Below are 20,136 nucleotides of genomic sequence, written 5' to 3' on the forward strand. Positions count from 1 at the left end.
AGGTGCGATGGCAGTGCGGCAGGGCCGCTTGAAAGGGAATCAGGCCGGCGAGACGACCGACAGGTGCTCGTGGCAGGCCAGCCAGCGCTCACCGTGCAGGCGCAAGACGATGGTCTCGCGCTCATTCAGGTCGAGGGTTTCACCGGCGACGCGCAGGCGCGTGGCCACGTCGTGCATGAAAATCGCCACGTCGCCCTGCAGGCTCACCTGGGCGTTGCTCGACACGCAGCCGAGCACGGCGAAACCGTCTGCCTGCCAGCTGGCCCAGAGTTCTTCATAGGCGCGGCGTGACATCAGCGGTTGCGGCACGGTGTGGAAGAGAAAGGTGGCGTCTTTGCTGAAGCAGGCGAAGTAGCGGGCGGTGTCGTTGCTGGCGAAGGCGGCGACGAGGTCGGCGACGGCCTGCCGCACCTGGAGTGTCTGGTCCACGGGAGTGGCCTCACGGTTTATTGTGATTGTTGGTGAAGCGATTCTGGTGGGGGCGGGCGGGGGGAAAAATCGCTGTGGACAAATAATCAGTTCAGGAAATTGTGAACCAATGGGCTGACCGACCAAGTAACCGACCAAGTAACCGACTAAGTTATCGACCAAGTAGCGCTGCTAAAAATTGCCGATCCATCGGATCGGTGAGGGGGCAGGCATTTCATCATCGTTCCCCCAGCGCAACGCTGAGGGTTCACCCATGGCCCTACCGGCCAGCATCTCTCCTCACTACCGTTAGCCCTGTCGCCCGTCTGGCCACAGGCCGCACGGGCACTTGCCACGGCCCGCCGACTGACGGTCGCTTCGTTCAGCCTGCGTTGCCTACTCTCATAGTCCTCACTGTGGATGTGTGGGGCGCGGCCCGACCGCAGCGGCCAGGATGGCCTGTTCTCACACCAAGAGGAGAGAACGATGAGCAATTTCTCGCAAGCAGCCAACTTCGAAGGCCAGGTGCCGCGTATCGACCCCGACAACGCCACGATGCTGTTGATCGACCACCAGAGCGGCCTGTTCCAGACGGTCAAGGACATGCCGATGACCGAGCTGCGGGCCAATGCCATTACCCTGGCCAAGGTCGCCAGCCTGGCGAAGATCCCGGTCATCACCACCGCCTCCGTGCCCCAGGGCCCCAACGGCCCGCTGATCCCGGAAATCCACGAGGCCGCGCCACACGCGCAATACGTGGCCCGCAAAGGTGAGATCAACGCCTGGGACAACCCCGAGTTCGTCGCTGCGGTGAAGGCCACCGGGCGCAAGCAGCTGATCATCGCCGGCACCATCACCAGCGTGTGCATGGCCTTCCCCAGCATCAGCGCAGTAGCCGCCGGCTACCAGGTGTTCGCTGTCATCGACGCGTCAGGCACGTACTCCAAAATGGCCCAGGAAGTCACCCTGGCGCGGGTGGTCCAGGCCGGCGTGGTGCCGATGGACACCGCTGCCGTGTGCTCCGAGGTACAGCGTACCTGGAACCGCCCGGACGCCGCCCAGTGGGCCGAGGCCTACAGCGCGGTGTTCCCGCACTATCAACTGCTGATCGAGAGCTACGCCAAGGCCCAGGCCGTCGTCACCGGCCATGAGCAACTGGACTCGCAGCGCAACTGAACCTGGCTGTTTCCCATCCAAGCAAGGAGATCCACCATGGCATTCCAATACAAGCGTCTGGACAAGAACAACGCCGCGGTACTGCTGGTCGATCACCAGACCGGGCTGTTGTCGCTGGTGCGCGACATCGACCCGGACCGGTTCAAGAACAACGTGCTGGCGCTGGCCGACCTGGCCAAGTACTTCAAGCTGCCGACCATCCTCACCACCAGCTTCGAGACCGGCCCCAATGGCCCGCTGGTGCCCGAGCTCAAGGAGCAGTTCCCCGAGGCGCCCTATGTCGCCCGCCCCGGCAACATCAACGCCTGGGACAACGAGGACTTCGTCAAGGCGGTGAAGGCCACCGGCAAGAAGCAACTGATCATCGCCGGCGTGGTCACCGAAGTGTGCGTGGCCTTCCCGGCGCTGTCGGCGCTGGAGGAGGGCTTCGAGGTGTTCGTGGTCACCGACGCCTCCGGCACCTTCAACGAACTGACCCGCGACTCGGCCTGGCGCCGTATGGAAGCCGCCGGCGCCCAGCTGATGACCTGGTTCGGCGTGGCCTGCGAGTTGCACCGTGACTGGCGCAACGACATCGAAGGGCTGGGCACGTTGTTCTCCAACCACATCCCCGACTACCGCAACCTGATGACCAGCTACAGCAAGCTGGCCAAGTGACCGCCAGCCCGGGCCCCGTTGCCGGGGCCCGGGCCTGGTGACGCCCACGGCCCCTGTGACGATCCCTTGAGAATGGCGGATGATGCAGCGGTGAGCCGTGGACGAGTGTTGCCGATGTTCGACCTGAACGACCTTTATCTCTACGCCAAGGTGGTGGAGCACGGCGGCTTCGCGCCCGCTGGGCGCATCCTTGGCCTGCCCAAGTCACGCCTCAGCCGGCGTGTCGCCAAGCTTGAGGAGCGCCTGGGCGTGCGCCTGATCCAGCGCTCCACGCGGCAGTTCCAGGTGACTGAGGTGGGCCTGGAGTATTACCGCCATTGCCTGGGCATGCTCGAGCAGGCTGTCGCCGCCGAGGATGCCGTCGAGCGCAACCGCGCCGAGCCCCGTGGCATCGTGCGCCTGGCCAGCAGCACCGCGCTGCTCGACTCGCGCCTGGCACCGATGCTGGCGCGCTTCATGGCGCAATGCCCGGTGGTCGAGCTGCTGGTCAAAAGCTACAACCGCCGGGTGGATGTGATCGGCGAGGGCTTCGACCTGGTCTTGAGCGTTCAGCACCAGCCACTGGAGAGCAGCGAGCTGATCATGCGTCGCCTGGCCCCGAGCCGTCAGTGCCTGGTGGCTGCTCCGGGGCTGTTGGCCGAACACGGGCGCCCGGTGTCGCCGGAAGGACTCCAGGTCCTGCCGAGCTTGAACTGGGGCGCCAATGTGCAGGACGCCACCTGGATGCTGGTCGGGCCTGCTGGCGCCGAGGCTGCGGTGCGCCATCGCCCCCGTGTGGTGTCGGACGACCTCGCGGTATTGCGCGAGGCCGCCCTGGCCGGCGTGGGCGCGGTGCTGCTGCCCGAGGAGGCGGTGCGTGCCGACCTGGCTGACGGGCGGCTGGTGCATGTCCTCGACGATTGGGCGCCACGGGAAGGGGAGGTGGTGGCGCTGTTCCCTTCCCGGCGCGGGTTGATGCCCGCAGTGCGCAAGCTGATCGACTACCTCGCTGATGCCTTCGAGCAGGAGCAGCAGGCCGCTACGCCGGTTCGCGCTCGCTGAAGCCTGGTTCGGCAGGAGGGCGGGCCGACCAGAAAGCCAGGCCCGCCGCCAATGCGGTCAGCGCGGCGCCAGCCCAGGGGGTGGCCGCGAGTGTCGCCCCGGTGATCACCACGCCGCCGATGGCCGAACCCAGCCCGACACCGAGGTGCATGGCCGACATGTTCAGGCTCATGCCGGCCGGGAACGTGTCCGGGCCACGGGTCGCCAGGTAGCTCTGCACCACCGGTGAGGTGGTCCAGCTCAGCCCGCCCCAGAGCATCATGGTCGCCAGGAACAACCATGGCGTGCCCACGCTCAAGGGCAGTACCAGCAAGCTGGCGAGATAGAGCAGCGGCGCCAGCGTGATGGAGCGGCTTGCGCTGAGCCGGTCCGCCATCCAGCCGCCGACATAGCCGCCCGAAACACCGGCGATGCCGAAGGCGGCGAACACTGCCGCCAGCCATTGCAGCGGAATGTCGGCGACCTGGTGCGCATAGGGGGCCAGGTAGGCGAAGACCGTGAAGTGCCCGGCAATCATCAGCAACGACACGCCCTGAGCTGCCATCAGGCGGCTGTCGCGCAGATGGCGGACATAGCTGCGCAGGGCGATGCGTTCACTGCTCTGCAGCTGCGGCAACCCTTGCCAGGCCATCAGCTGCACCGCCATCGCCAGCACGCTCAGCCCGGTGAACACGCCACGCCAGCCCAGCACGTCGCACAGCAGCATCCCGGCCGGCACCCCCAGCACCAGCGAGCTGCAGATGCCCATGAAGATCACCCCGATGGCGCGGCCACGCAGGGCCTCGGGCACCATGCGCGTGGCCATCAGGGTGCAGGTCAGGCAGGTCAGGGCGCTGGTCGCGGCCATGCCTATGCGCGCCACCAGCAATGCGGTATAGCCAGGCGCCAGGGCTGCTGCCAGGTTGCACAGGGCAAAGATCGCCAGGGTGGCGCACAGCAGGCGGCGCAATGGCAGGCGTGTGGTCAGCAGGGGAGAGAAGGGCGCGGCGAGGGCGAAGCTCAGGGAGAACACCGTGGTCAGCTGCCCGGCGATACCGAGCGGGACCTGCAGGCCATCGGCCAGGGCCGGCAGGATGCCGACCGTGATGTTTTCTGCCATGCCCGTGACGAACGTCGCCAGGGCCAGCAGCCAGATACGCGGGCTCATTGTGTTGCCTCCGATAAACAGGCCGGCCAAGGTGCGGACCCATTTGTCCCGACGGTTGACCGGCAAGGGTCAGGTCCATCGGGTTTCGAGGCAGTGCTTCGGTTATCCCGGTTCAAGCAGGGGGAGTGTAGGGCCGGTGAGGTACACGCGCAACCTGCGCAGGCGCGCGCTGGTTCATCACTTCAGCTCGGTTTCGATGAACACCACTTCGTGGTCGCTGGCATTGACCACGTTGTGCTCCACGCCGGCCTTGCGAAAGTAGCTCTGGCCCGCCACCAGAGGGGCGAGCTTCTCGCCCTCCGGGGTTTCCAGCAGCAACGTGCCATCGGTCATCGGCACCACCACGTAGTCATGGTCGTGCAGGTGCCGGCCAGTCTCGGCACCTGGGGCGAAGCGCCATTCGGTGACGAGCACTTCGTCGGTGTTCACCTGAACGGTGGGTACGGCTTTGGGGCGTTGGGGCTTCTGCGTCATGGGATAGGCCTGTTCACGGAAAAGCGTTCAGCCTGGACCGCTTGCCCGGTGGTTTAAATCCAAGTCTGCTGGCAGTCAGTCGTGTGCACACTCAACTTTTTCCGGCGCAAACGCAACGCGGGGCCAGCCCGCTCCCACAGGCTCAAGGTTGAACCTGTGGGAGCGGGCTGGCCCCGCGATACGAAATGCCCTGAAAACTACAGCGTGATCGGCTTCAACTTGAGCCCCATGGCCTGGGCCTGCACTGCCGCGCCGCTGAAGGCCGCCGCATTGCTGGGTGGTGGCGTGGGGCCGTGCACATGCCCGGCCAGTTCGGTGTTCATCGCCTGGACCAGCTCGAGCAGGTCGCAGAGCACCTGCAGCACGTTCACCGCCTCCGAGCCCAACCAGGTCTTCGGCGCCTGCAGGCGCTGGCTGATTTTCACCACGCTGTCGCGCAGCCCCTCGATGCGCTCCTGGACGTCGCCGCCGATCGCCGCATTTAGCTTTTGCCCCACCGCCAGGTTCAGGTCGCGCCCGGTGGCCTGGTGCAGGTCGTCGAGGGCAGCCAGGCTGGCGGAGCCGCCGGACAGCAGCTTGAGCGCGCCGAGGGCCTCGATCTTCTTCACCCCGCCGACCGTCTCGGTCGAGTGGTCGTCCACCGTCCGCGCATGGCTCTGGAACTGCTCGGTATTGGCCAGCGCCTCGACCTCGCGCTCGATCGCCTTGTCGCGGATCCGGCCATCGGTCTGGCGCAGCCAGTTGCCATCGGCGTCGGCACGCTGCTGGCAGGCCTCGCTGTGTTGCCATACCAGATCACCCTTTGGCACCCTGGGCAGGCTGAGCCCGTGGGGCAGGATCTGTTGGATGAAGGGTTTGTGGGGTAGGCCGTAGGCGAACGACACCACCACGGTGGTGCCTTCTTCGGGGAAGCCGAACATGCCGCGTTCCTGGCCACCCATGGGCGCCGGCAGCGGCAGGCTGGTGAACACCGGCAACGCCGGGTCGGGCTCGCCGTCCGGCAGCAGCACCTGGACATCGACGCCGAAACGCGGACGGAAGTCGTCGCACAGCCCGGGCGCCGCTGGCGCATCGGGTACCGCGACCACCCGGCCGAAGCGCGGCAGGTGATAGCCGCCGGTGATCTCGGGGAACTGGCGCGCTAAGGCGCGGCGGATTGCGTCTTCCATCGTATGGCCATCTGGCTGTCGGCGAGCGCGACGTGGGTCACGCGCTCGCCGTGGTTGATCGGTGCGCCCGGACGCAGCCCTGGCAGGGCTGCAATGCTGGCGCTCTGGTTGCCCTGGTAGTGGTCGAACAGCTCAATGGGCAGTTGCAGCGCGGGGCGCGCGCCGAAGTAGCTGTCGGCCCAACTGCCCACGTACACCTCGCCGTTGCCTTGCTGCTGCCAGATGAAGTCGGGGATGTCGAACACCTGGGCCAGGCTTTCCATGGCCTGGAAGCCGGCGGCCAGGCTGTAGAAGAACGGCGCGCGCACTGAGGCGTAGGGCTGCTCGGGCACGCGAAAGCGCAGGCCGGTCTGCTGGCTGACCTGATCGAGCACGCCGCGCAGGTCGACATGGCGCAGGTTCATCGGCAGCGGCCTGGCCAGGATCGCCGCCAGTTCCCGGCAGAACACCAATTGCTGCTTGGCGTTGGCGCTGGTACAGCGTTCGACGTAGCCAATGAAGTGCCGTTGCAGCGGGCTGTCGTTATAGCCGATGTCCAAGGTGACCAGGCCCTTGAGGGGCGCGTCGGCCTGGACGATGAAGGTGGCCCGCCCCGGGTTGCGCAACTCCAGGCGCACATCTGCCCTGACCAGGTCATAACGCTCGCCGCCGACAGTGAGTACCTGATGCAGCTTCATGACGTCTCTCCCAGCCAGTCATCCACTTTCTTCAGCAGGTGCTCGAAGCTGGTCAGCTCAGGGTCCTTGTCCTCTTCGTCCTCTTTCGCGCCCACCGCGGCCCCCGGAGCGGCCTGGGCCTTGACGCGTTTTTTGGCGCGACGCTTCTCGACCTTTTCCGGGTTGGAGGTCTTTTCGGCCAGGCCGAACTGCACCCGCCAGCAGGCCAGCGAGTCGTCCTCCCGGGCACTGACGCTATCGGCGAAGCGTACCTGGCGGATGCCGAAGGCCTCGGCGGTGTCGTTGACAATGCGGTAGGTCTTGAGTTGGCCGCCACTCTGGGTGGCTTCGGCCAGGCGCATCAGGTTGCGCAGCCAGACGCTGTTGACGTAGGGGATGGCCAGGGTGACGGTGAGGGTCTTGGGTTTGAAGCCTTTGTGCGCGGTGTCGGTGTTGCTGGTCTGGCCGGACAGGTCCTCGGCTTCGATGCGCAGGTTGCCGGTGACTTTCAGGGTCTTGCCTTCGACGGGCTGGCCGTCCAACAGTAGCAGTGTCATAAACCCACCATTTCACGAACGAAGCTCAGGCCTTTTGCCGAGCCGACCAGGAACACGCCGGCGCTCATCACCCACTCATGTCCCGGGGCATCGCCTTCGAGCAGCATGCGCCGCAGTTGCGCGTTGTTGCCTGGGCCAAGCAGGCGGGTGCGCACCGAGCTGTCGGCCTGGCCGCCCTCCAGCAGTTGGCGCAGGTCGGCCAGGCGCTGGTCGCGGACCTGCTGCTGGTTGGCCTTGCGTGCCGCCAGCCCGGCCAGGTCGCTCATGGGCGAACTGTCGGCGGCGTAGCTTTCCAGCACCGCGATCTGCCCGGCCAGCGACTGCTGCGCGGCCTTGAGCACCGTGCAGCGCTCCAGCGGCAAGGCCTCCCAACGCGGCAGGGCGGTGGCCTGGGGAATCTGCCACTTCTCGGTTTCGAGCCGGGCCAGGTGCTCCGCGCGGCGTTGTGCGCGCACCAGCTCGGGGATTGGCATCAGGGCATTGAAGCGGCCAAGACCGGCGGCCAGCTGATCGTGGCGGGTGCCCAGGAACAGCAGGCACAGCGCGTGCTGTTCACCGTTGGGGCTGCCGTCGTCGGTGGCATCGGTCAGTTTGTTGGCCAGTTGCAGCAGCAGGTTCGGCGCCGACAGAAAACGCTGATAGCCACGCCCCTGGCCGATCCCGCTCTGGAAGGGCGTCACCACCAGGCACCTGGGCACTTCGCCCAGTTGTTCTGCCAGGGCCTGGCGCCCGGCCTCGATCGCGCCCTTGGCCGCGGCGCCGACCGGACCGGGGTTGGTGCTGGCCAGTCCCTGCAGGCCGCTCAGGCGCTGGGCGGTACTGGCCAGCTCGCTACCGGCCAGGGCCTTGGCGGCGTCCAATTGGTCCATCCAGCGGGTCGCCTCGGCAGGCCAGCGCAAGGTGACGGGCGCCCAGCTCATGCCGGTACCGTCCATTTGATTGCGCGCAACGCATCGAGCTTCTTGTCCTGCAGCGCCTTTGCCGTGTCACGCTTGAGCTGGTCGGCGTGTTGCAGGGCTGCCTGCTTGAACAGCACCATGTCCTTGTTTACCTGCAGCAGCTGGTCGCGGGTGTGGGCCAGGAACTGGCGCGCCCCCTTGCTGCCGACGCAGGGGTAGGCGCCGTCCAGGCCGCTGAACACCAGGCCGGTCAGGTTGACCTGGTCTTCCAGCGAGCTGCTGTAGCGATGCACCTTGCCCAGGGCCGTCGAATCGAAGCCGGCCTCGATGTACTGCGCGCAGCCGGTGTTGATCTCGTCCAGCTTCTGCTGATGGAGCTTGGCCAGCACGGCGGTAGTGTCGTCGACCCACTCGCCGTTCTTCCATACCTGGTCAGGGCCAGGCTTTTTCACCGTGTAACCCGAGGGGACCGGCCCCATGCCGGCTATGGTCAGGGCTTCGGCGGTGGTGATGCTGTAGACCACCAGACCGTCGTAGTAGTCCACCAGAGACCAGGCCTGGCCGTTCCAGTGGGCGGCCTTGTGCTCGGGGATCGACGGCGGCGCCGTCTCCACGCAGCCGCCGGGGATCAGGAACACGCCGGGCTCCAGCGGCGACTCGTCCGCTTCGGCAGTACCAGTGAACAAGCCCAGTGGGGATGTCTGGTAGACCGTTTTCGTCTTTGCCATCGGGCACCTCAATATTTGATGAAGTAGTACAGGGCCATGTTCACCGGTCGTGCCTCGGCCCCGCCGGAGGGATCCACAAATACCGAGTGGGTATGCGCACCATCGGTTGTGATGTTCACGGTGTGGCTGTGGTCTCCGGCAGCCTGGATACGATTGTTGGCCACCCAGTTCACGCCAGCCTGGTGCATGGCGGCCCCGATCCCCGGGATATCCTGGGTTGTCGGTGTATTCACGTAGTTGAAGGCGTGGGTATGGCTGCCTGCGACCGATGTAGTGCTACCGGCATGCGCATGGGCACCCGCCAGGCTGGTAGAGGTGTTGTGGGCGTGGTACTGGTTCTGGTTTTGCTGGAACGTGCCTGGTGAACGCCCCAAATCCAGGCCTTTGCCGTCATCGACATCACGAATGAACAGACCACGGGTATCTGGCAGGTTGAACGTGGTTGCCTCGTCGCCTGCTCCGAAAGAGGTGCCGATTGCCGCGAACAAGGCTGCGAAGGTCGTCCGGCTGACAGCCGCGCCATTGCAGCGAAGCGTGCCCGTCGGTGCCGCACGGCTGAACGTCTGGACGAGTGTCCCTGGCGGGACAATGGCTCCGGGTGTCAGGTTTCCGGTATGGAACATCTCGACGGTTGGGGTCCACTGCCCCTGGTTGGTTGTGGCGCGGGCAAACATGCGCACTCCCGGGGCTCCCTGGATCATTGCAATCTGAGCGGAGAACTTCTCGGAGTAGTACGGCATGTTGAGCACGCTGCAGTAGTTCGCCAGCGAGGTTGGGCCGTCGGCTATCGTGTGGAAGCCGCCGGCCAGCCCGATCGTGTCGACCGGGCTGACCGAGGCGAAGTTGGACGCCAACCCATAGTCGCCGCGTTTGATGGCATCGGTGATGCCATACCCCTGCAAACTGTTCGGTTTGCCGCTGGTGATCTTGCTCCAGTCCAGGCTGGGGATGTCGATCTGCAGCAGTGCCTCGCTGCCGATGACCTGGCCTTTGCCGTTGATTGTGACTTTGGAGTAAGTCCCGGGCACCACGCCGATGTCTGCAAGCGTGGACTGGATCGCCACGTTCCTGGAGCCGTCGAAGTCCACGTGCCCGACGACATCGCCCTGCAATGCGATCTGTCGCGACTCGGCCAGCTGGCGCGCCTTGCCGGCGGAGGTCACACCCTCCTCGAGGTCCGAAACCGACTTGCGGCTGGCGAAGTGCTCCACCAGCGGGCCGGCAATGGGGGCGTACTTGCGCTTGTCGGTGATTACCCCGGAGCTGGCGATGTCCGCCAGCTGGATGCAGTAGACCCAGCCGTCTGGCGTGACGTAATCCTGCTGGTCGGGCATGTACACCACCTTCCAGCTGGGGGTCACATCGTTCTGCTCGCGGCGCCAGGTGATGTGCATCCACACCTGGGTCGCCCCTTGCGGCGGGCTCAGCGGCACGGCCTTGGGCAGTTCCAGGCGCATGCCCTCCACGTAGGCAATGCCGGCGGCCAGTTGGTAGTCGTCGCCCACCTTCTGGAACCGCAACGCGTCGCCGAAGAAGCACGCTCGCCCATACACGTCGCGGTTGCTCAGGCGCTCACGCTCGTCGATGCCTTTCAGGCGCACGGTGAAGTCGTGCTGCCAGGTGCTGGCATCGATGGTGATGCCGGTAAGCTCCTGGGCGCCGGTGTACTCCACCAGGATGTTGCGGGTGATGTTGTTGCCGATCTGCAGCGGCGGGATGTTGCGCCGTTTTTGCTGCAGCGGCAGGTAGGCCACGGCGAACAGCACGCCCTCTGCGCTTTCCAGGCCCATCCAGTTCCAGTCGAAGTCGCCGATGTCGCTGCCCAGCATCGAGCTGTAGACGACCTGGTTGGGGTTCACGTAGCCGCTGTTGCCCGCCGGGATGTCGTAGGTGTGCACGATCTGGCTGGCTAGCGGCTTGGTCGCGGTGCGGTCGACCGGCGTGTTCGGGTCGAGTCCGGGCACATTGGCGTAGATGAAGCGGGTGATCTGCAGGACTTCCTTGGCCCCCTGCTTCTGGGCGATCAGGCTTTCGCCGGCGAAAGTGATTCTGGCCACGGCGGGCTCCTAGAGCGTGGCGACCAGTGTCTGCTGGTCGTCGTTGAATTGGACTGCGGCAATGCGCAGGGTCACGGGAGTGATGCTGACGAAGTCGTAGCGGCGGCAGGTCCGGCCGTACTGCTGGATCAGTACCCGCAGCAGCTCGGGGTTTTCCGAGAGTTGCGAGTCGGAAAGGCGCAGCAGGACCACGTCCCAGTCGCGGTCCGCCAGGCGTTCGTCGATCTCCACATAGCCAACGCCCAGCCGGCGCAGGATGCGTTTGAGCCCAGCGGTGCTGCCGGCATCGACCGCGTTGATGAAGGCGAACTTCACCCGCAGCCGGTACAGGCGTTCCGGTTCGTCCTTGAAGCGGGTGATGTCCCGCTGCCAGGCGAGCAGGTCCAGCACAGTGAGGTGGCAGGTCTCGGCGTCCATCTGCAGCAGCGGCCAGCGCAGCCACTCGGTCACCCTGGCCCACCAGGCCTGGGCGGCGTCCTTGAGCTTGGTCAGTTCGCTGCCGGCGAGCCAGAACGGCAGTTTCAACGGGCTCATACCAGGTCCACCCGCAGGTTGGCGATGCGCGCGATGCTCAGCGGCGAGACGATGTCTTCGCTGGCGAAATGCAGCGACTCGATGTCGGCGAACGCCTGGTGCAGCTCCTCGGCGAGACGGCTGAAGGAGAACCGCGACTGTGGGTGGGTCAGCGTCGGCCGGTAGTCGCCGGCCGTGCTTTCGCGGAACGCCGCGCGGATGAACTGGGCAATGCCCTGCTGCAGCGCCTCGCGACGCTTGGCTGTCAGGTTCGCCCGCGGCCAGACCGTCAGCGCGATGTCGTGCCGCGTCTCGGGCATGACCATGACCAGCAGGTCGTCGCCGTGGCCGTGGTTGCCTTCGTCGCGCACGTGGGCGTTGACCTGCTCCAGGTACGCCTGCGCCGGCACGTCGGCGTCGAACAGCACGTAGGCGTTGGCGCTGCCCGGACCACGCGGTGCGTCGTGGAGGAAATACACCCCATCGGGGCGCACCCCCGGGAAGGCGGCGATCATGGCGCGGTAGACCGCGTCGGTGTGCCACTGGTTGACTGCGCTGAACTGGTTGCGGGTGCGCAGGCGTAACTGGTCGTCGGGCTCGGGGTCGGCCCCGGGCGAGGTCATCCAGCCGTCGTCGTTGACCACCTGGACGATCCCCGGCACCGGCTCGGGCAGGATGGCGTAGTAGCCGGGCGCCAGGTTGTAGCCGCTGCCGACCTGCTGTGCCTGGACTTTGACCGACTGTTGCAGGCGCCCGTCCGGGAACAGCGTGTCCTCGACCGTCACCAGCTGGTAGACGTGCCCGTTGATCGCGGCGGACTGCACCACCACGCCAGCACGCATCAGCAGTTCGCCGGCGCTGTTCTCGCGGGTGAACAGCAGCAGGCCCTGGGCCTTGGTCGCGCCTTTGCGCTCGACGTTCACCGCCCAGGCCAGGCTGTCCAGCCAGGCGCCGCTGGCCGTCTTGACGAAGAAGTTGGGCAGCACGGTGTCGCTGATGAAACCGACCAGCCAGAGCACCGGCTTGGTCACCAACGCCGTCACCACGCGCCAGAACGGCGAATAGGCGCTGGTGTTGCTGAGCTTGCTGCCCTGGGCGGCCACTTCGGCCTCCCAGGCCTTGTGCAGGGCCGCCTCAGTGGTGGGAATGCCGGCGTCGGCCAGCACCTTGCGAAAGTCCAAGTCGCTCACAGGTATACCTCGATATCACCGAATTTCAGGGTTTTCGCCGTGACCCGGTACACGCCCGGCCGCTCCTGCAGGATGCGGGCGGTACCCGGCAGCAGGCGTTCGTCGTCCTCCACCAGCAGCTCCAGTTGCAGGATGCAGTCGGCCTGGCGCTGGCGGCTGCGCTCGGCCACCAGGGTCACCAGCAGGCCGCTGTCGCGGATCATGTGAGCGATGTCCTGGGCGATGCTGGCCCGGTCCTCGATCAGCAGCGGTTGGTGGGAAGGGTCGAGGACCAGGTCGTTGTCGTGGATCAGCAGGTCGATGTAGTCGCTCATCAGCCCACCGCCATTGCCATCATCTGTTCGAGCTCCAGCGGGTTCATGGCCTTGCTGGTGTTGATCTCGATCCTCTCGACGTGCATGCGCCGATCCTGGGTCTGGGTGCTGCTCTGGATCTGGGTCATCAGCCCCCCCTGGGGAACACTCGTCGGGCTGGCCGGCGAGAGGTTGAGTGCGGTCTGGGTCATGCGCTGGCGCTGCTGATCGAGTTGGTCGACCGGTGCGCTGGCCATGGTGGCCGCGACGGCTGCGGGTGCCACCGAAGCCGTGATCGGGGCCGGTGATGGCACCTGCATCAGGGTCTTGAGCAGTGGCGTTGTGTTGCTCATGGGCAGTACGCCGATTGGCGCGACCTGGCTGGCAAGCCCTGGCACATTGGGTGCTTCCGGCAGATCGGCGAACGAGGTCTCGATGTTGACGCCCGGGATCTTGTTCAACCACTCGATCACCAGGTCGAGCGAACTGCGGAAGACCTTGACGATGCCGTCCCAGGCCGCCTTGGCCATGCCTGTCCAGCCCCCCATGTCGGTGAACCACTTGCTCAGTGCGTCCAGCTGTGCGCTGACCCACTGGAAGGCGGCACTGTCCAGGAACGCGGCCTTGAGCTCGTCCCAGTAGGCAATGACCAGGACCACGGCAGCGACCAGCGCGATGATGCCTGCAATGATGAGGATGATCGGATTGGCCAGGAGTGCGGCGTTCACCAGCCAGAGTGCGCCTTGCCAGGCAAGGGTGGCGAGCCTCACGATTCCCATCCAGGCGTACATGGCGATCAGGCTTGTCAGGAAGATCGACAGCACCAAGGCGTGCCGGAGGAACATGAAGATGCTCTTCAAACCGGTCATGTTGAGCAGGGCCCAGGCGGCCTGTGCCCCCAGCATGGCTATCCGGGCCAGCCCGCTCAGCACTGCAAGCGCGGTTAGCGCGGCGCTGGTGCCAAGGATCGCCAGGGTGGCGATGGCGATCACCCGGGTGATGTTGGGAAACAGCTTGATCCAGCGGACCAGGGTCTGGGCGATCTCGACCAGGCGTGTCATCAGCGGTTGCAAGATGGGAATCAGCGCCTGGCCAAAGGCGATGCGCAGCCCTTTCACCGCAGCGCTGAACTGCTGCCAGGGGTCGACCATGGCCTTGGCCATCTGCTCGGCCTGTTCCAGGCCACGCACCTGGCCCAGCTTGTCGATGCCGTTCTTGAGACGGTCGGTGTCCTGGGCGAGGGCGCCGATGAGCTGGGCTGCCTCACCGCCGAAGGCCTCGTTGATCTTGGTGTTGGCCGCTGCGCCGCGCAGGTCGCCGAACTTACCCTGCAGCTTGGCCAGGATGTCCAGCATTGGCAGGACCTTGCCATTGGTGTCGGTGAACTTCATGCCGAGCTTGTCCGAGGCGTCCTCGATCTTTTCGAAGAATGCCTTGTAGAGCCCGCCGGCCGCGCTGCCGTCCATACTGCCGGAGAGGCTGCCGATCACGGCCATCTGCTCGGCCAGGCCGATGCCAGCGGCGGAGGCCTGCGCGCCAGCCTCCTTGAAGCCATCCTTCATCTGTTCGCCGCTGGTGCGGAACAGCTGGACTGCCAGGGCGGTCTGCCCGCCCAGGATCTTGACCCACTGGCCCTTGCCCATGGTGTCGGCCTGCTGCTTCTGCAGGTTGTACATCGTGCCGACATACTCGGCCATCACGCCCTGGTCAGACTTGGTGGCCTTGGCCAGCACGCTGCTGGTGTAGGTGAATGTGGCCAGCTGGGAGCCGGACAGACCTTTGATCGCGCCTTCGATCTTGTACGCCGAGGCGACGAAGTCACGGGCGTTCTCGCCATAGGCGATGGAGAACATCAGGGCTTTCTTGTTCAAGGCCTCCAGGGCGTTTTCGGCCACGCCAAGCGAGCGCAGATCCCCCAGGGCACGATTCATTTCCAGGGCGGGCTCAAGGAAGGTGCCGAAGCCGCTGGCGGAGCTTTGCAGCTTCTGCGTACCCTCGCTGATCTGCTTGATGGCGGACTGGCTCTTCTCGGTCAGCTTGTTGAAGCCTTGGGTCACCCTCGCGAGCGGCGCGGTGACCTTGTCGGTCAGCGACAGGATGAAATCCAGCCGGCTGATTGCGTTGTTCGCGCTCATGGGATGTCAGCCTCCATTGAATGCACGTGCGATGCCGTTGGCGATGGCGATTTCCATTCGCCGCCAATGCTCGTCTTCCAGCCATTTGGCCGTGCCCAGGTTCTCGGGCGTAGTCGCAGCACCGGGCAGCCAGCGTTCGGTCAGGGCCAGCAGCTGGCCCAGGCCGTCCTCGGTCAGTCGCTCTGCGTGGCCGAGCGCTTTTTTACGGTGACCTCGACGGTCGGCGCGTATTCCTCGACCAGGGCACCGGCCAGCTGGATAACGGTCATCGGGTTGGCCAGCAGCGGCTTGAGCTGGTCCTTGTGCTCGGGCTTCACGGCGGTGACCAGCAGGTTGTTGGCCGGGGCGACCTTGTTGGACGGGGTCAGGGCGTTGATGTACTTGGTCATCAGGGCCGGATCGACGGCGAAGTCCAGGGACAGCTCGCCGACTTCCAGGGTAATTTCGGTGCGTTGGGTCATGGGGGTACTACTCCAATGAAATACGGGAATCAAAACAAAGGGGTGAGCGCTGCGTTGCGCTCGTGGCGGTGCTGGCAGGGAACGCAGCGGCGCATGCCACCCAAGGCGCGGCGCGCCTCGGGGATCTCGTCGCCGCAGTCCGCGCAATCGGTGAGGCTCGGCCCAGTCGCCGCCCGTCGGTCGCGCACAGCGGCGATCGCCAGATCACGCCTGAGCTGTTCCAGGGCCTGGGCGCGGTCGAATGGGCACACCATCAGCTCAGGCCCTCAACCTCGGCAAAGGACAGGTACGGCACGCCGTTGACATGGATGAAGTCCGGGCTGGTGACGTCGAACGGCAGCTTGTGCTTGGTCTTCTCGCCGCCCTTGGCGTCGATGTTGAGCAGGCTGGAGATCTTGAAGCGGCAGCCGAAGGCCTCGACGCGGATCTCGTCGGTGGGGGTTTTGGCGTAGAACAGCTGGTCGAAGGTGCTCAGCTGGCGGAAACTGCCGGCCTTGGCGGCGGCTTCGATGATCAGGTTGAAGTTGCTGGTATCCACCTCCAGCTCGCCGCTGGCGGCCACGTCGCCGGCGACCCAGCCGTCAGGCACGCCCTTGGTGTGGGCCACGGCGCTGTTGTCGGTGATGTCGAGGGTTGCGCTTTCAACGTGGATCTTCAGGTCGCCCACGTTGATGTCGAAGTTCAAGCCACTGATCTTGGCCATGGGTTACTCCTGATTGTCCTGGGAAAGGTCCAGCGCGATGTTCGCGGTGATGTCCTTGGGGCAGTTGTGCGGGCGGATGCGGATGAACACTTCCACCTGGGTGTGGCTTTTCCAGACGATGACCAGGTCGCCGTCACGGGGTGGCTGGATGTCGCCCGGGAACACTTCGCCGGCGAATTTCACCGCCTTGGCCATTCGGCGCAGCGGCGCCATCAGCGCGCTGGTGTTGGCGGCCATGCTGGCGGGGCTGTTGTTCAGGCGGCGGTCGCCGATACGACGGACTAGCAGCGGGCGGACCTGGCGGGCGGCCTTGTCGGCCAGGCGCAGGTATTCCAGGACCTGGAAGTCGCTGGCGGCGGTGTCGAGCATGTTGGCATCGCCCCAGTACACACCCTCGTAGTCCGGGTAGGTCTGCGAAACGGAGTAGCGCGCCTTGTCCAGCTCGCTGCGCACTGCCGATGGCAGTGGCACGCCGTCCTTGTCCGCGGGTACCGCGCCCAGGCCCAGGACAGGGCCACTGGCGACACGCATCGGGGTATCGGCGATGCTCCAGGCGGCATTGGCCAGGCGCCCGGCGAGCACGCCCAGGTCGTTGCCGTGCAGCTGCGGCACCACCACGACACGCGGCGCGGCGATACCGCCGGTGAGCGCCTTCTGTTCGAGCAGGTAATCCGACCAGGTCACCGTCGGCAGGATGCCGGCGGACGCGGCCAGGACGAACGAGCGCCGGCCATAGCGTGCGTTCAGCTGTTCGGCGGCGGTGTGCATGGCCAGCAGCTCCGCGCCGGCGGTCGCCGGCTTGGTGATGACGATGCCTTCGACCGAGTAGCCGTGTTGCTGGGCGTACTCCAGGGCGGTCGCCCAGTCGCCTTCGGCGCCGATCGGCGCGGCCAGGCAGGCCCAGCGGTCGCCGCCGTTGGCGCGGGCGGCGGTCAGTTGGGTCTTCAGGTCGCTGGCGGCCACGCCCAGCTCGTTGTCCAGGTCGCTGTCAGTGTTCAGGGCCAACAGCTTGCCGACGTTCTTGGCGGCGGGGCCGATGAAAAGGAAGTAGCGCTCGATCTCGGTCACGGCACCCTGGCCGAGGTTGAGATTGTTCACGCTGATTTTACCGAGTGCCATAGGTTGCCTCGTTAGCGGGGTAATTGAAGGGTTGTGCCGGAGCCTGCCAATCAGGTCGCCGGCGGGACGGGCGCTGGGCCCGGGTAACAGGTCAGGGGAGGGGGCTGCCCTGCACGACCACATCGCCTTGTTCGGCGACCCACAGGTCGTGGTGCTGGAATGACCAGGTCTTGCCGAAGACCTCGATTTCTCCGGCCGCGTCCTCGGTCAGGTAAAGGGGCTCGACGAACTCCAGGGCCAGCGACACATCCAGCAAGTCGCTGCCTGGGACCTTCTGCTTGACGGTGAGCGTCGGTGCCGGAAGGGCGAACAGGTGACGCCCGGGGTCGTTGCCCTCCAGCCAGCTGCCGGCGAGCGCCATCAGGCGCCCGGGATGGCCGCTGAAGTCGTCGAAGTCGAACAGAGCGCGGTAGCGCAGGTTGCCCATGTGCAGACCCAGCTCGGTCTGTGTCCAGGCCAGGTGCAGGTCGAGTTGCTGCGCCCGGGCATGCAGTTGCTCAGCGGGCACCAGCTTGCGTTCGAGCAGGTAGGCGGTCAGTGCTTTCAACTGGTTCATGGGGCTGACCTTGGGGTGGGGTTGCCTGAGTAAATCATCGTTGAGTGCTCGTGTGAGAGTGGTTAGCCCTAGGGAGCGGCATTCCAAAAAGCCCGCCGTGCAGGCTTTTCAGTAATGCGCGTCGTCACCGCTGGCCACGACTGGTGACGCCATGCGGTTGCGCTTCGAATTGGTGACTCCGACCGCGGCCGTGTGCCCGCCGGATAACTGATCGTGGTGCTTTACGCTGCACACCCGGGCCAGTTGCCAACCCTCTGAACAGTCGAGGCCTGTTCATCGCTGCCTGTGTAACAACCGGTTGCTGTCCGGTTCGAGACACAGGTTATGCAGCAATGCATATGCAGTCAATGCGAAAATGGAAATATTTATGCATAAAGAATTGCCGATATGCATGTCGGTCTTTGCGGGCGGGGGTGTAGGGCTTTTCTTTGGGCGAAAAAAAACCCGCCGAAGCGGGTTTTTTCAGGGGCGCTGCATCAGACGTTGAAGCGGAAGTGCATCACGTCACCGTCCTTGACGATGTAGTCCTTGCCCTCAAGGCGCCATTTGCCGGCTTCCTTGGCGCCGCTCTCACCCTTGAACTGGATGAAGTCGTCGTAGGCCACCACTTCGGCGCGGATGAAGCCTTTCTCGAAGTCGGTGTGGATCACGCCGGCCGCCTGCGGTGCGGTGGCACCCACGCGTACGGTCCAGGCACGCACTTCCTGCACGCCGGCAGTGAAGTAGGTTTGCAGGTTCAGCAGCTCGTAGCCGGCGCGGATCACGCGGTTCAGGCCAGGCTCTTCCAGGCCCAGGGCCTCGAGGAACATGTCCTTCTCCTCACCGTCGTCGAGCTCGGCGATCTCGGCTTCGATCTTGTTGCACACCGGTACCACCACCGCGCCTTCTTCCTCGGCGATGGCCTTGACCACGTCCAGGTGCGGGTTGTTGTCGAAGCCGTCTTCGGCAACGTTGGCGATGTACATCACCGGCTTGCTGGTCAGCAGGTGGAAACCACGGATGACGGCTTTCTCGTCGTCAGCCATGTGCTTCATCAGGCTGCGTGCCGGCTTGCCTTCGGTGAAGTGCGGGATCAGTTTTTCGAGGATGGCTTTCTGCGCCAGGGCTTCCTTGTCACCGCCCTTGGCGTTGCGCGCGACCTTTTGCAGTTGCTTCTCGCAGCTGTCGAGGTCGGCGAAGATCAGTTCGAGGTCGATGATCTCGATGTCGCGCTTGGGGTCGACGCTGTTGGAAACGTGGATCACGTTCTCGTCTTCGAAGCAGCGCACCACGTGGGCGATGGCGTCGGTCTCGCGGATGTTGGCGAGGAACTTGTTGCCCAGGCCTTCACCTTTGGAGGCGCCAGCAACCAGGCCGGCGATGTCGACGAATTCCATGGTGGTCGGCAGGATGCGGTTCGGCTTGACGATCTCGGCCAGCGCGGCCAGGCGTGCGTCGGGCATCGGCACGATGCCGCTGTTCGGCTCGATGGTGCAGAAGGGGAAGTTCTCCGCCGCGATGCCAGACTTGGTCAGGGCGTTGAACAGGGTGGACTTGCCGACGTTGGGCAGGCCGACGATGCCGCAATTGAAACCCATGGGTATTCCCCTTTCTAAAAGTGTCAGGCCTTCTGGCTGTGCAGTTCGCGCATCGCCTTGGCGAAGTCGCCGGCAAGCACGTCGGGCATCACGCCGAGGGCAAAATCGATGCTGGCGTCGAGCTTCTCCTGCTCGGCGCGCGGCGCGCGGCCCAGGACGAAGTTGGAGACCAGTTTGGCGTCACCCGGGTGGCCGATGCCAAGCCGCAGGCGGTGGAAGTCGTTCTGGTTGCCGAGCTGCGCGATGATGTCGCGCAGGCCGTTATGCCCACCGTGGCCGCCGCCTCGCTTGAGTTTGGCGACGCCTGGGGGCAGGTCGAGTTCGTCGTGCGCCACCAGGATCGCTTCCGGCTTGATGCGGAAGAAATTGGCCAGAGCCGCCACGGACTGGCCGCTACGGTTCATGTAGGTGGTGGGGATCAGCAAACGAACATCGTTGCCCTGATGGCTGAACTTAGCCGTCAGGCCGAAATACTTTTTGTCAGCGGACAGCGAGACGCGCTGGGCGCTGGCGAGGCGTTCAACGAAAAGAGCCCCTGCGTTATGCCGGGTCTGTTCGTATTCGGGGCCGGGGTTACCCAGGCCGACGATCAACTGGATGGCGGTCACGTCAGGGGCTCT

At 65.3% G+C, this 20,136-nt stretch carries 24 protein-coding genes; 3 read left to right on the plus strand and 21 right to left on the minus strand.

Annotated features, from left to right (window positions below; genetic code table 11):
• Nucleotides 1-39: 39 nt before the first annotated feature.
• Entirely contained in the window at nucleotides 40-429 is a 390-nt protein-coding gene (locus ABZO33_RS08920; protein ID WP_414535761.1) for a YybH family protein, read from the minus strand.
• A 465-nt stretch (nucleotides 430-894) separates the two neighbouring features.
• Here ABZO33_RS08920 and ABZO33_RS08925 point away from each other — a divergent pair, with 465 nt between their 5' ends.
• From ABZO33_RS08925 to ABZO33_RS08935, 3 genes are all read left to right on the plus strand, one after another.
• The gene (locus ABZO33_RS08925; RefSeq protein WP_102683840.1) at nucleotides 895-1,584 is read left to right on the plus strand and encodes a hydrolase; all 690 of its coding nucleotides are present in this window, start codon (nucleotides 895-897) and stop codon (nucleotides 1,582-1,584) included.
• A gap of 36 nt (nucleotides 1,585-1,620) precedes the next feature.
• A complete protein-coding gene (ycaC, locus tag ABZO33_RS08930) occupies nucleotides 1,621-2,241 on the plus strand; it encodes an isochorismate family cysteine hydrolase YcaC (protein WP_023632674.1) in 621 nt (206 codons plus the stop codon).
• Between the two features lie 114 nt (nucleotides 2,242-2,355).
• Nucleotides 2,356-3,282: a LysR substrate-binding domain-containing protein gene (locus tag ABZO33_RS08935; protein ID WP_414535762.1), complete on the plus strand. Its 927-nt coding sequence runs from the start codon at nucleotides 2,356-2,358 to the stop codon at nucleotides 3,280-3,282.
• Here ABZO33_RS08935 and ABZO33_RS08940 read toward each other — a convergent pair.
• From ABZO33_RS08940 to pth, 20 genes are all read right to left on the minus strand, one after another.
• Nucleotides 3,260-4,429: an MFS transporter gene (locus tag ABZO33_RS08940; RefSeq protein ID WP_414535763.1), complete on the minus strand. Its 1,170-nt coding sequence runs from the start codon at nucleotides 4,427-4,429 to the stop codon at nucleotides 3,260-3,262. The genes ABZO33_RS08935 and ABZO33_RS08940 overlap by 23 nt on opposite strands.
• 177 nt (nucleotides 4,430-4,606) lie before the next feature.
• The gene (locus tag ABZO33_RS08945) at nucleotides 4,607-4,903 is read right to left on the minus strand and encodes a cupin domain-containing protein (RefSeq protein ID WP_414535764.1); all 297 of its coding nucleotides are present in this window, start codon (nucleotides 4,901-4,903) and stop codon (nucleotides 4,607-4,609) included.
• A 197-nt stretch (nucleotides 4,904-5,100) separates the two neighbouring features.
• Entirely contained in the window at nucleotides 5,101-6,072 is a 972-nt protein-coding gene (locus ABZO33_RS08950) for a hypothetical protein (RefSeq protein WP_414535765.1), read from the minus strand.
• Nucleotides 6,045-6,749 carry a hypothetical protein gene (locus ABZO33_RS08955; RefSeq protein WP_414535766.1) on the minus strand — a complete coding sequence of 235 codons (705 nt, stop codon included), beginning with the start codon at nucleotides 6,747-6,749 and terminating at the stop codon, nucleotides 6,045-6,047. Before ABZO33_RS08955 ends, ABZO33_RS08950 begins: the two co-directional genes overlap by 28 nt.
• The gene (locus tag ABZO33_RS08960) at nucleotides 6,746-7,285 is read right to left on the minus strand and encodes a DNA-binding protein (protein ID WP_414535767.1); all 540 of its coding nucleotides are present in this window, start codon (nucleotides 7,283-7,285) and stop codon (nucleotides 6,746-6,748) included. Before ABZO33_RS08960 ends, ABZO33_RS08955 begins: the two co-directional genes overlap by 4 nt.
• A complete protein-coding gene (locus ABZO33_RS08965; RefSeq protein ID WP_414535768.1) occupies nucleotides 7,282-8,205 on the minus strand; it encodes a hypothetical protein in 924 nt (307 codons plus the stop codon). Before ABZO33_RS08965 ends, ABZO33_RS08960 begins: the two co-directional genes overlap by 4 nt.
• Nucleotides 8,202-8,912: a hypothetical protein gene (locus tag ABZO33_RS08970; RefSeq protein ID WP_414535769.1), complete on the minus strand. Its 711-nt coding sequence runs from the start codon at nucleotides 8,910-8,912 to the stop codon at nucleotides 8,202-8,204. Before ABZO33_RS08970 ends, ABZO33_RS08965 begins: the two co-directional genes overlap by 4 nt.
• A gap of 8 nt (nucleotides 8,913-8,920) precedes the next feature.
• Nucleotides 8,921-10,969, minus strand: a complete 2,049-nt coding sequence (locus ABZO33_RS08975; protein WP_414535770.1) for a phage tail protein — start codon at nucleotides 10,967-10,969, stop codon at nucleotides 8,921-8,923.
• A 9-nt stretch (nucleotides 10,970-10,978) separates the two neighbouring features.
• A complete protein-coding gene (locus tag ABZO33_RS08980) occupies nucleotides 10,979-11,503 on the minus strand; it encodes a phage tail protein (protein ID WP_414535771.1) in 525 nt (174 codons plus the stop codon).
• Nucleotides 11,500-12,672 (minus strand): baseplate J/gp47 family protein, encoded by a 1,173-nt coding sequence (locus ABZO33_RS08985; protein WP_414535772.1) that lies wholly within the window; start codon nucleotides 12,670-12,672, stop codon nucleotides 11,500-11,502. The genes ABZO33_RS08980 and ABZO33_RS08985 overlap by 4 nt, the downstream gene beginning before the upstream one ends.
• Nucleotides 12,669-12,986, minus strand: coding sequence for a DUF2590 family protein (locus ABZO33_RS08990; protein ID WP_046857148.1), 318 nt, complete (start codon nucleotides 12,984-12,986; stop codon nucleotides 12,669-12,671). Before ABZO33_RS08990 ends, ABZO33_RS08985 begins: the two co-directional genes overlap by 4 nt.
• Nucleotides 12,986-15,100, minus strand: a complete 2,115-nt coding sequence (locus tag ABZO33_RS08995) for a phage tail tape measure protein (RefSeq protein ID WP_414535773.1) — start codon at nucleotides 15,098-15,100, stop codon at nucleotides 12,986-12,988. Before ABZO33_RS08995 ends, ABZO33_RS08990 begins: the two co-directional genes overlap by 1 nt.
• Before the next feature lie 6 nt (nucleotides 15,101-15,106).
• A complete protein-coding gene (locus tag ABZO33_RS09000; protein ID WP_414536329.1) occupies nucleotides 15,107-15,253 on the minus strand; it encodes a DUF6890 family protein in 147 nt (48 codons plus the stop codon).
• A 20-nt stretch (nucleotides 15,254-15,273) separates the two neighbouring features.
• The gene (locus ABZO33_RS09005) at nucleotides 15,274-15,561 is read right to left on the minus strand and encodes a putative phage tail assembly chaperone (protein ID WP_217868354.1); all 288 of its coding nucleotides are present in this window, start codon (nucleotides 15,559-15,561) and stop codon (nucleotides 15,274-15,276) included.
• 29 nt (nucleotides 15,562-15,590) lie between these two features.
• Nucleotides 15,591-15,815 (minus strand): TraR/DksA family transcriptional regulator, encoded by a 225-nt coding sequence (locus ABZO33_RS09010; RefSeq protein WP_414535774.1) that lies wholly within the window; start codon nucleotides 15,813-15,815, stop codon nucleotides 15,591-15,593.
• The gene (locus tag ABZO33_RS09015; protein WP_367857129.1) at nucleotides 15,815-16,264 is read right to left on the minus strand and encodes a phage protein; all 450 of its coding nucleotides are present in this window, start codon (nucleotides 16,262-16,264) and stop codon (nucleotides 15,815-15,817) included. The genes ABZO33_RS09010 and ABZO33_RS09015 overlap by 1 nt, the downstream gene beginning before the upstream one ends.
• 3 nt (nucleotides 16,265-16,267) lie before the next feature.
• Nucleotides 16,268-17,383: a DUF2586 domain-containing protein gene (locus ABZO33_RS09020; RefSeq protein WP_414535775.1), complete on the minus strand. Its 1,116-nt coding sequence runs from the start codon at nucleotides 17,381-17,383 to the stop codon at nucleotides 16,268-16,270.
• Between the two features lie 91 nt (nucleotides 17,384-17,474).
• Entirely contained in the window at nucleotides 17,475-17,939 is a 465-nt protein-coding gene (locus tag ABZO33_RS09025; protein WP_414535776.1) for a phage tail protein, read from the minus strand.
• Between the two features lie 476 nt (nucleotides 17,940-18,415).
• Nucleotides 18,416-19,516, minus strand: coding sequence for a redox-regulated ATPase YchF (gene ychF / locus ABZO33_RS09030; RefSeq protein WP_201201642.1), 1,101 nt, complete (start codon nucleotides 19,514-19,516; stop codon nucleotides 18,416-18,418).
• Between the two features lie 23 nt (nucleotides 19,517-19,539).
• A complete protein-coding gene (gene pth / locus ABZO33_RS09035) occupies nucleotides 19,540-20,124 on the minus strand; it encodes an aminoacyl-tRNA hydrolase (protein ID WP_023629555.1) in 585 nt (194 codons plus the stop codon).
• Nucleotides 20,125-20,136: the final 12 nt, after the last annotated feature.

It is taken from the genome of Pseudomonas sp. CAM1A, assembly GCF_047501685.1.
In the GTDB taxonomy this organism is placed as follows: Bacteria; Pseudomonadota; Gammaproteobacteria; order Pseudomonadales; family Pseudomonadaceae; genus Aquipseudomonas.

Bases quoted from the DNA above. Each gene is read 5' to 3' on its own strand.
- ABZO33_RS08925 (WP_102683840.1), top strand. From the start codon at position 895: ATGAGCAATTTCTCGCAAGCAGCCAACTTCGAAGGCCAGGTGCCGCGT.
- ycaC (WP_023632674.1), top strand. From the start codon at position 1,621: ATGGCATTCCAATACAAGCGTCTGGACAAGAACAACGCCGCGGTACTG.
- ABZO33_RS08935 (WP_414535762.1), top strand. From the start codon at position 2,356: ATGTTCGACCTGAACGACCTTTATCTCTACGCCAAGGTGGTGGAGCAC.
- ABZO33_RS08940 (WP_414535763.1), bottom strand. From the start codon at position 4,429: ATGAGCCCGCGTATCTGGCTGCTGGCCCTGGCGACGTTCGTCACGGGC.
- ABZO33_RS08945 (WP_414535764.1), bottom strand. From the start codon at position 4,903: ATGACGCAGAAGCCCCAACGCCCCAAAGCCGTACCCACCGTTCAGGTG.
- ABZO33_RS08950 (WP_414535765.1), bottom strand. From the start codon at position 6,072: ATGGAAGACGCAATCCGCCGCGCCTTAGCGCGCCAGTTCCCCGAGATC.
- ABZO33_RS08955 (WP_414535766.1), bottom strand. From the start codon at position 6,749: ATGAAGCTGCATCAGGTACTCACTGTCGGCGGCGAGCGTTATGACCTG.
- ABZO33_RS08960 (WP_414535767.1), bottom strand. From the start codon at position 7,285: ATGACACTGCTACTGTTGGACGGCCAGCCCGTCGAAGGCAAGACCCTG.
- ABZO33_RS08965 (WP_414535768.1), bottom strand. From the start codon at position 8,205: ATGAGCTGGGCGCCCGTCACCTTGCGCTGGCCTGCCGAGGCGACCCGC.
- ABZO33_RS08970 (WP_414535769.1), bottom strand. From the start codon at position 8,912: ATGGCAAAGACGAAAACGGTCTACCAGACATCCCCACTGGGCTTGTTC.
- ABZO33_RS08980 (WP_414535771.1), bottom strand. From the start codon at position 11,503: ATGAGCCCGTTGAAACTGCCGTTCTGGCTCGCCGGCAGCGAACTGACC.
- ABZO33_RS08990 (WP_046857148.1), bottom strand. From the start codon at position 12,986: ATGAGCGACTACATCGACCTGCTGATCCACGACAACGACCTGGTCCTC.
- ABZO33_RS08995 (WP_414535773.1), bottom strand. From the start codon at position 15,100: ATGAGCGCGAACAACGCAATCAGCCGGCTGGATTTCATCCTGTCGCTG.
- ABZO33_RS09005 (WP_217868354.1), bottom strand. From the start codon at position 15,561: ATGACCCAACGCACCGAAATTACCCTGGAAGTCGGCGAGCTGTCCCTG.
- ABZO33_RS09010 (WP_414535774.1), bottom strand. From the start codon at position 15,815: ATGGTGTGCCCATTCGACCGCGCCCAGGCCCTGGAACAGCTCAGGCGT.
- ABZO33_RS09015 (WP_367857129.1), bottom strand. From the start codon at position 16,264: ATGGCCAAGATCAGTGGCTTGAACTTCGACATCAACGTGGGCGACCTG.
- ABZO33_RS09020 (WP_414535775.1), bottom strand. From the start codon at position 17,383: ATGGCACTCGGTAAAATCAGCGTGAACAATCTCAACCTCGGCCAGGGT.
- ABZO33_RS09025 (WP_414535776.1), bottom strand. From the start codon at position 17,939: ATGAACCAGTTGAAAGCACTGACCGCCTACCTGCTCGAACGCAAGCTG.
- ychF (WP_201201642.1), bottom strand. From the start codon at position 19,516: ATGGGTTTCAATTGCGGCATCGTCGGCCTGCCCAACGTCGGCAAGTCC.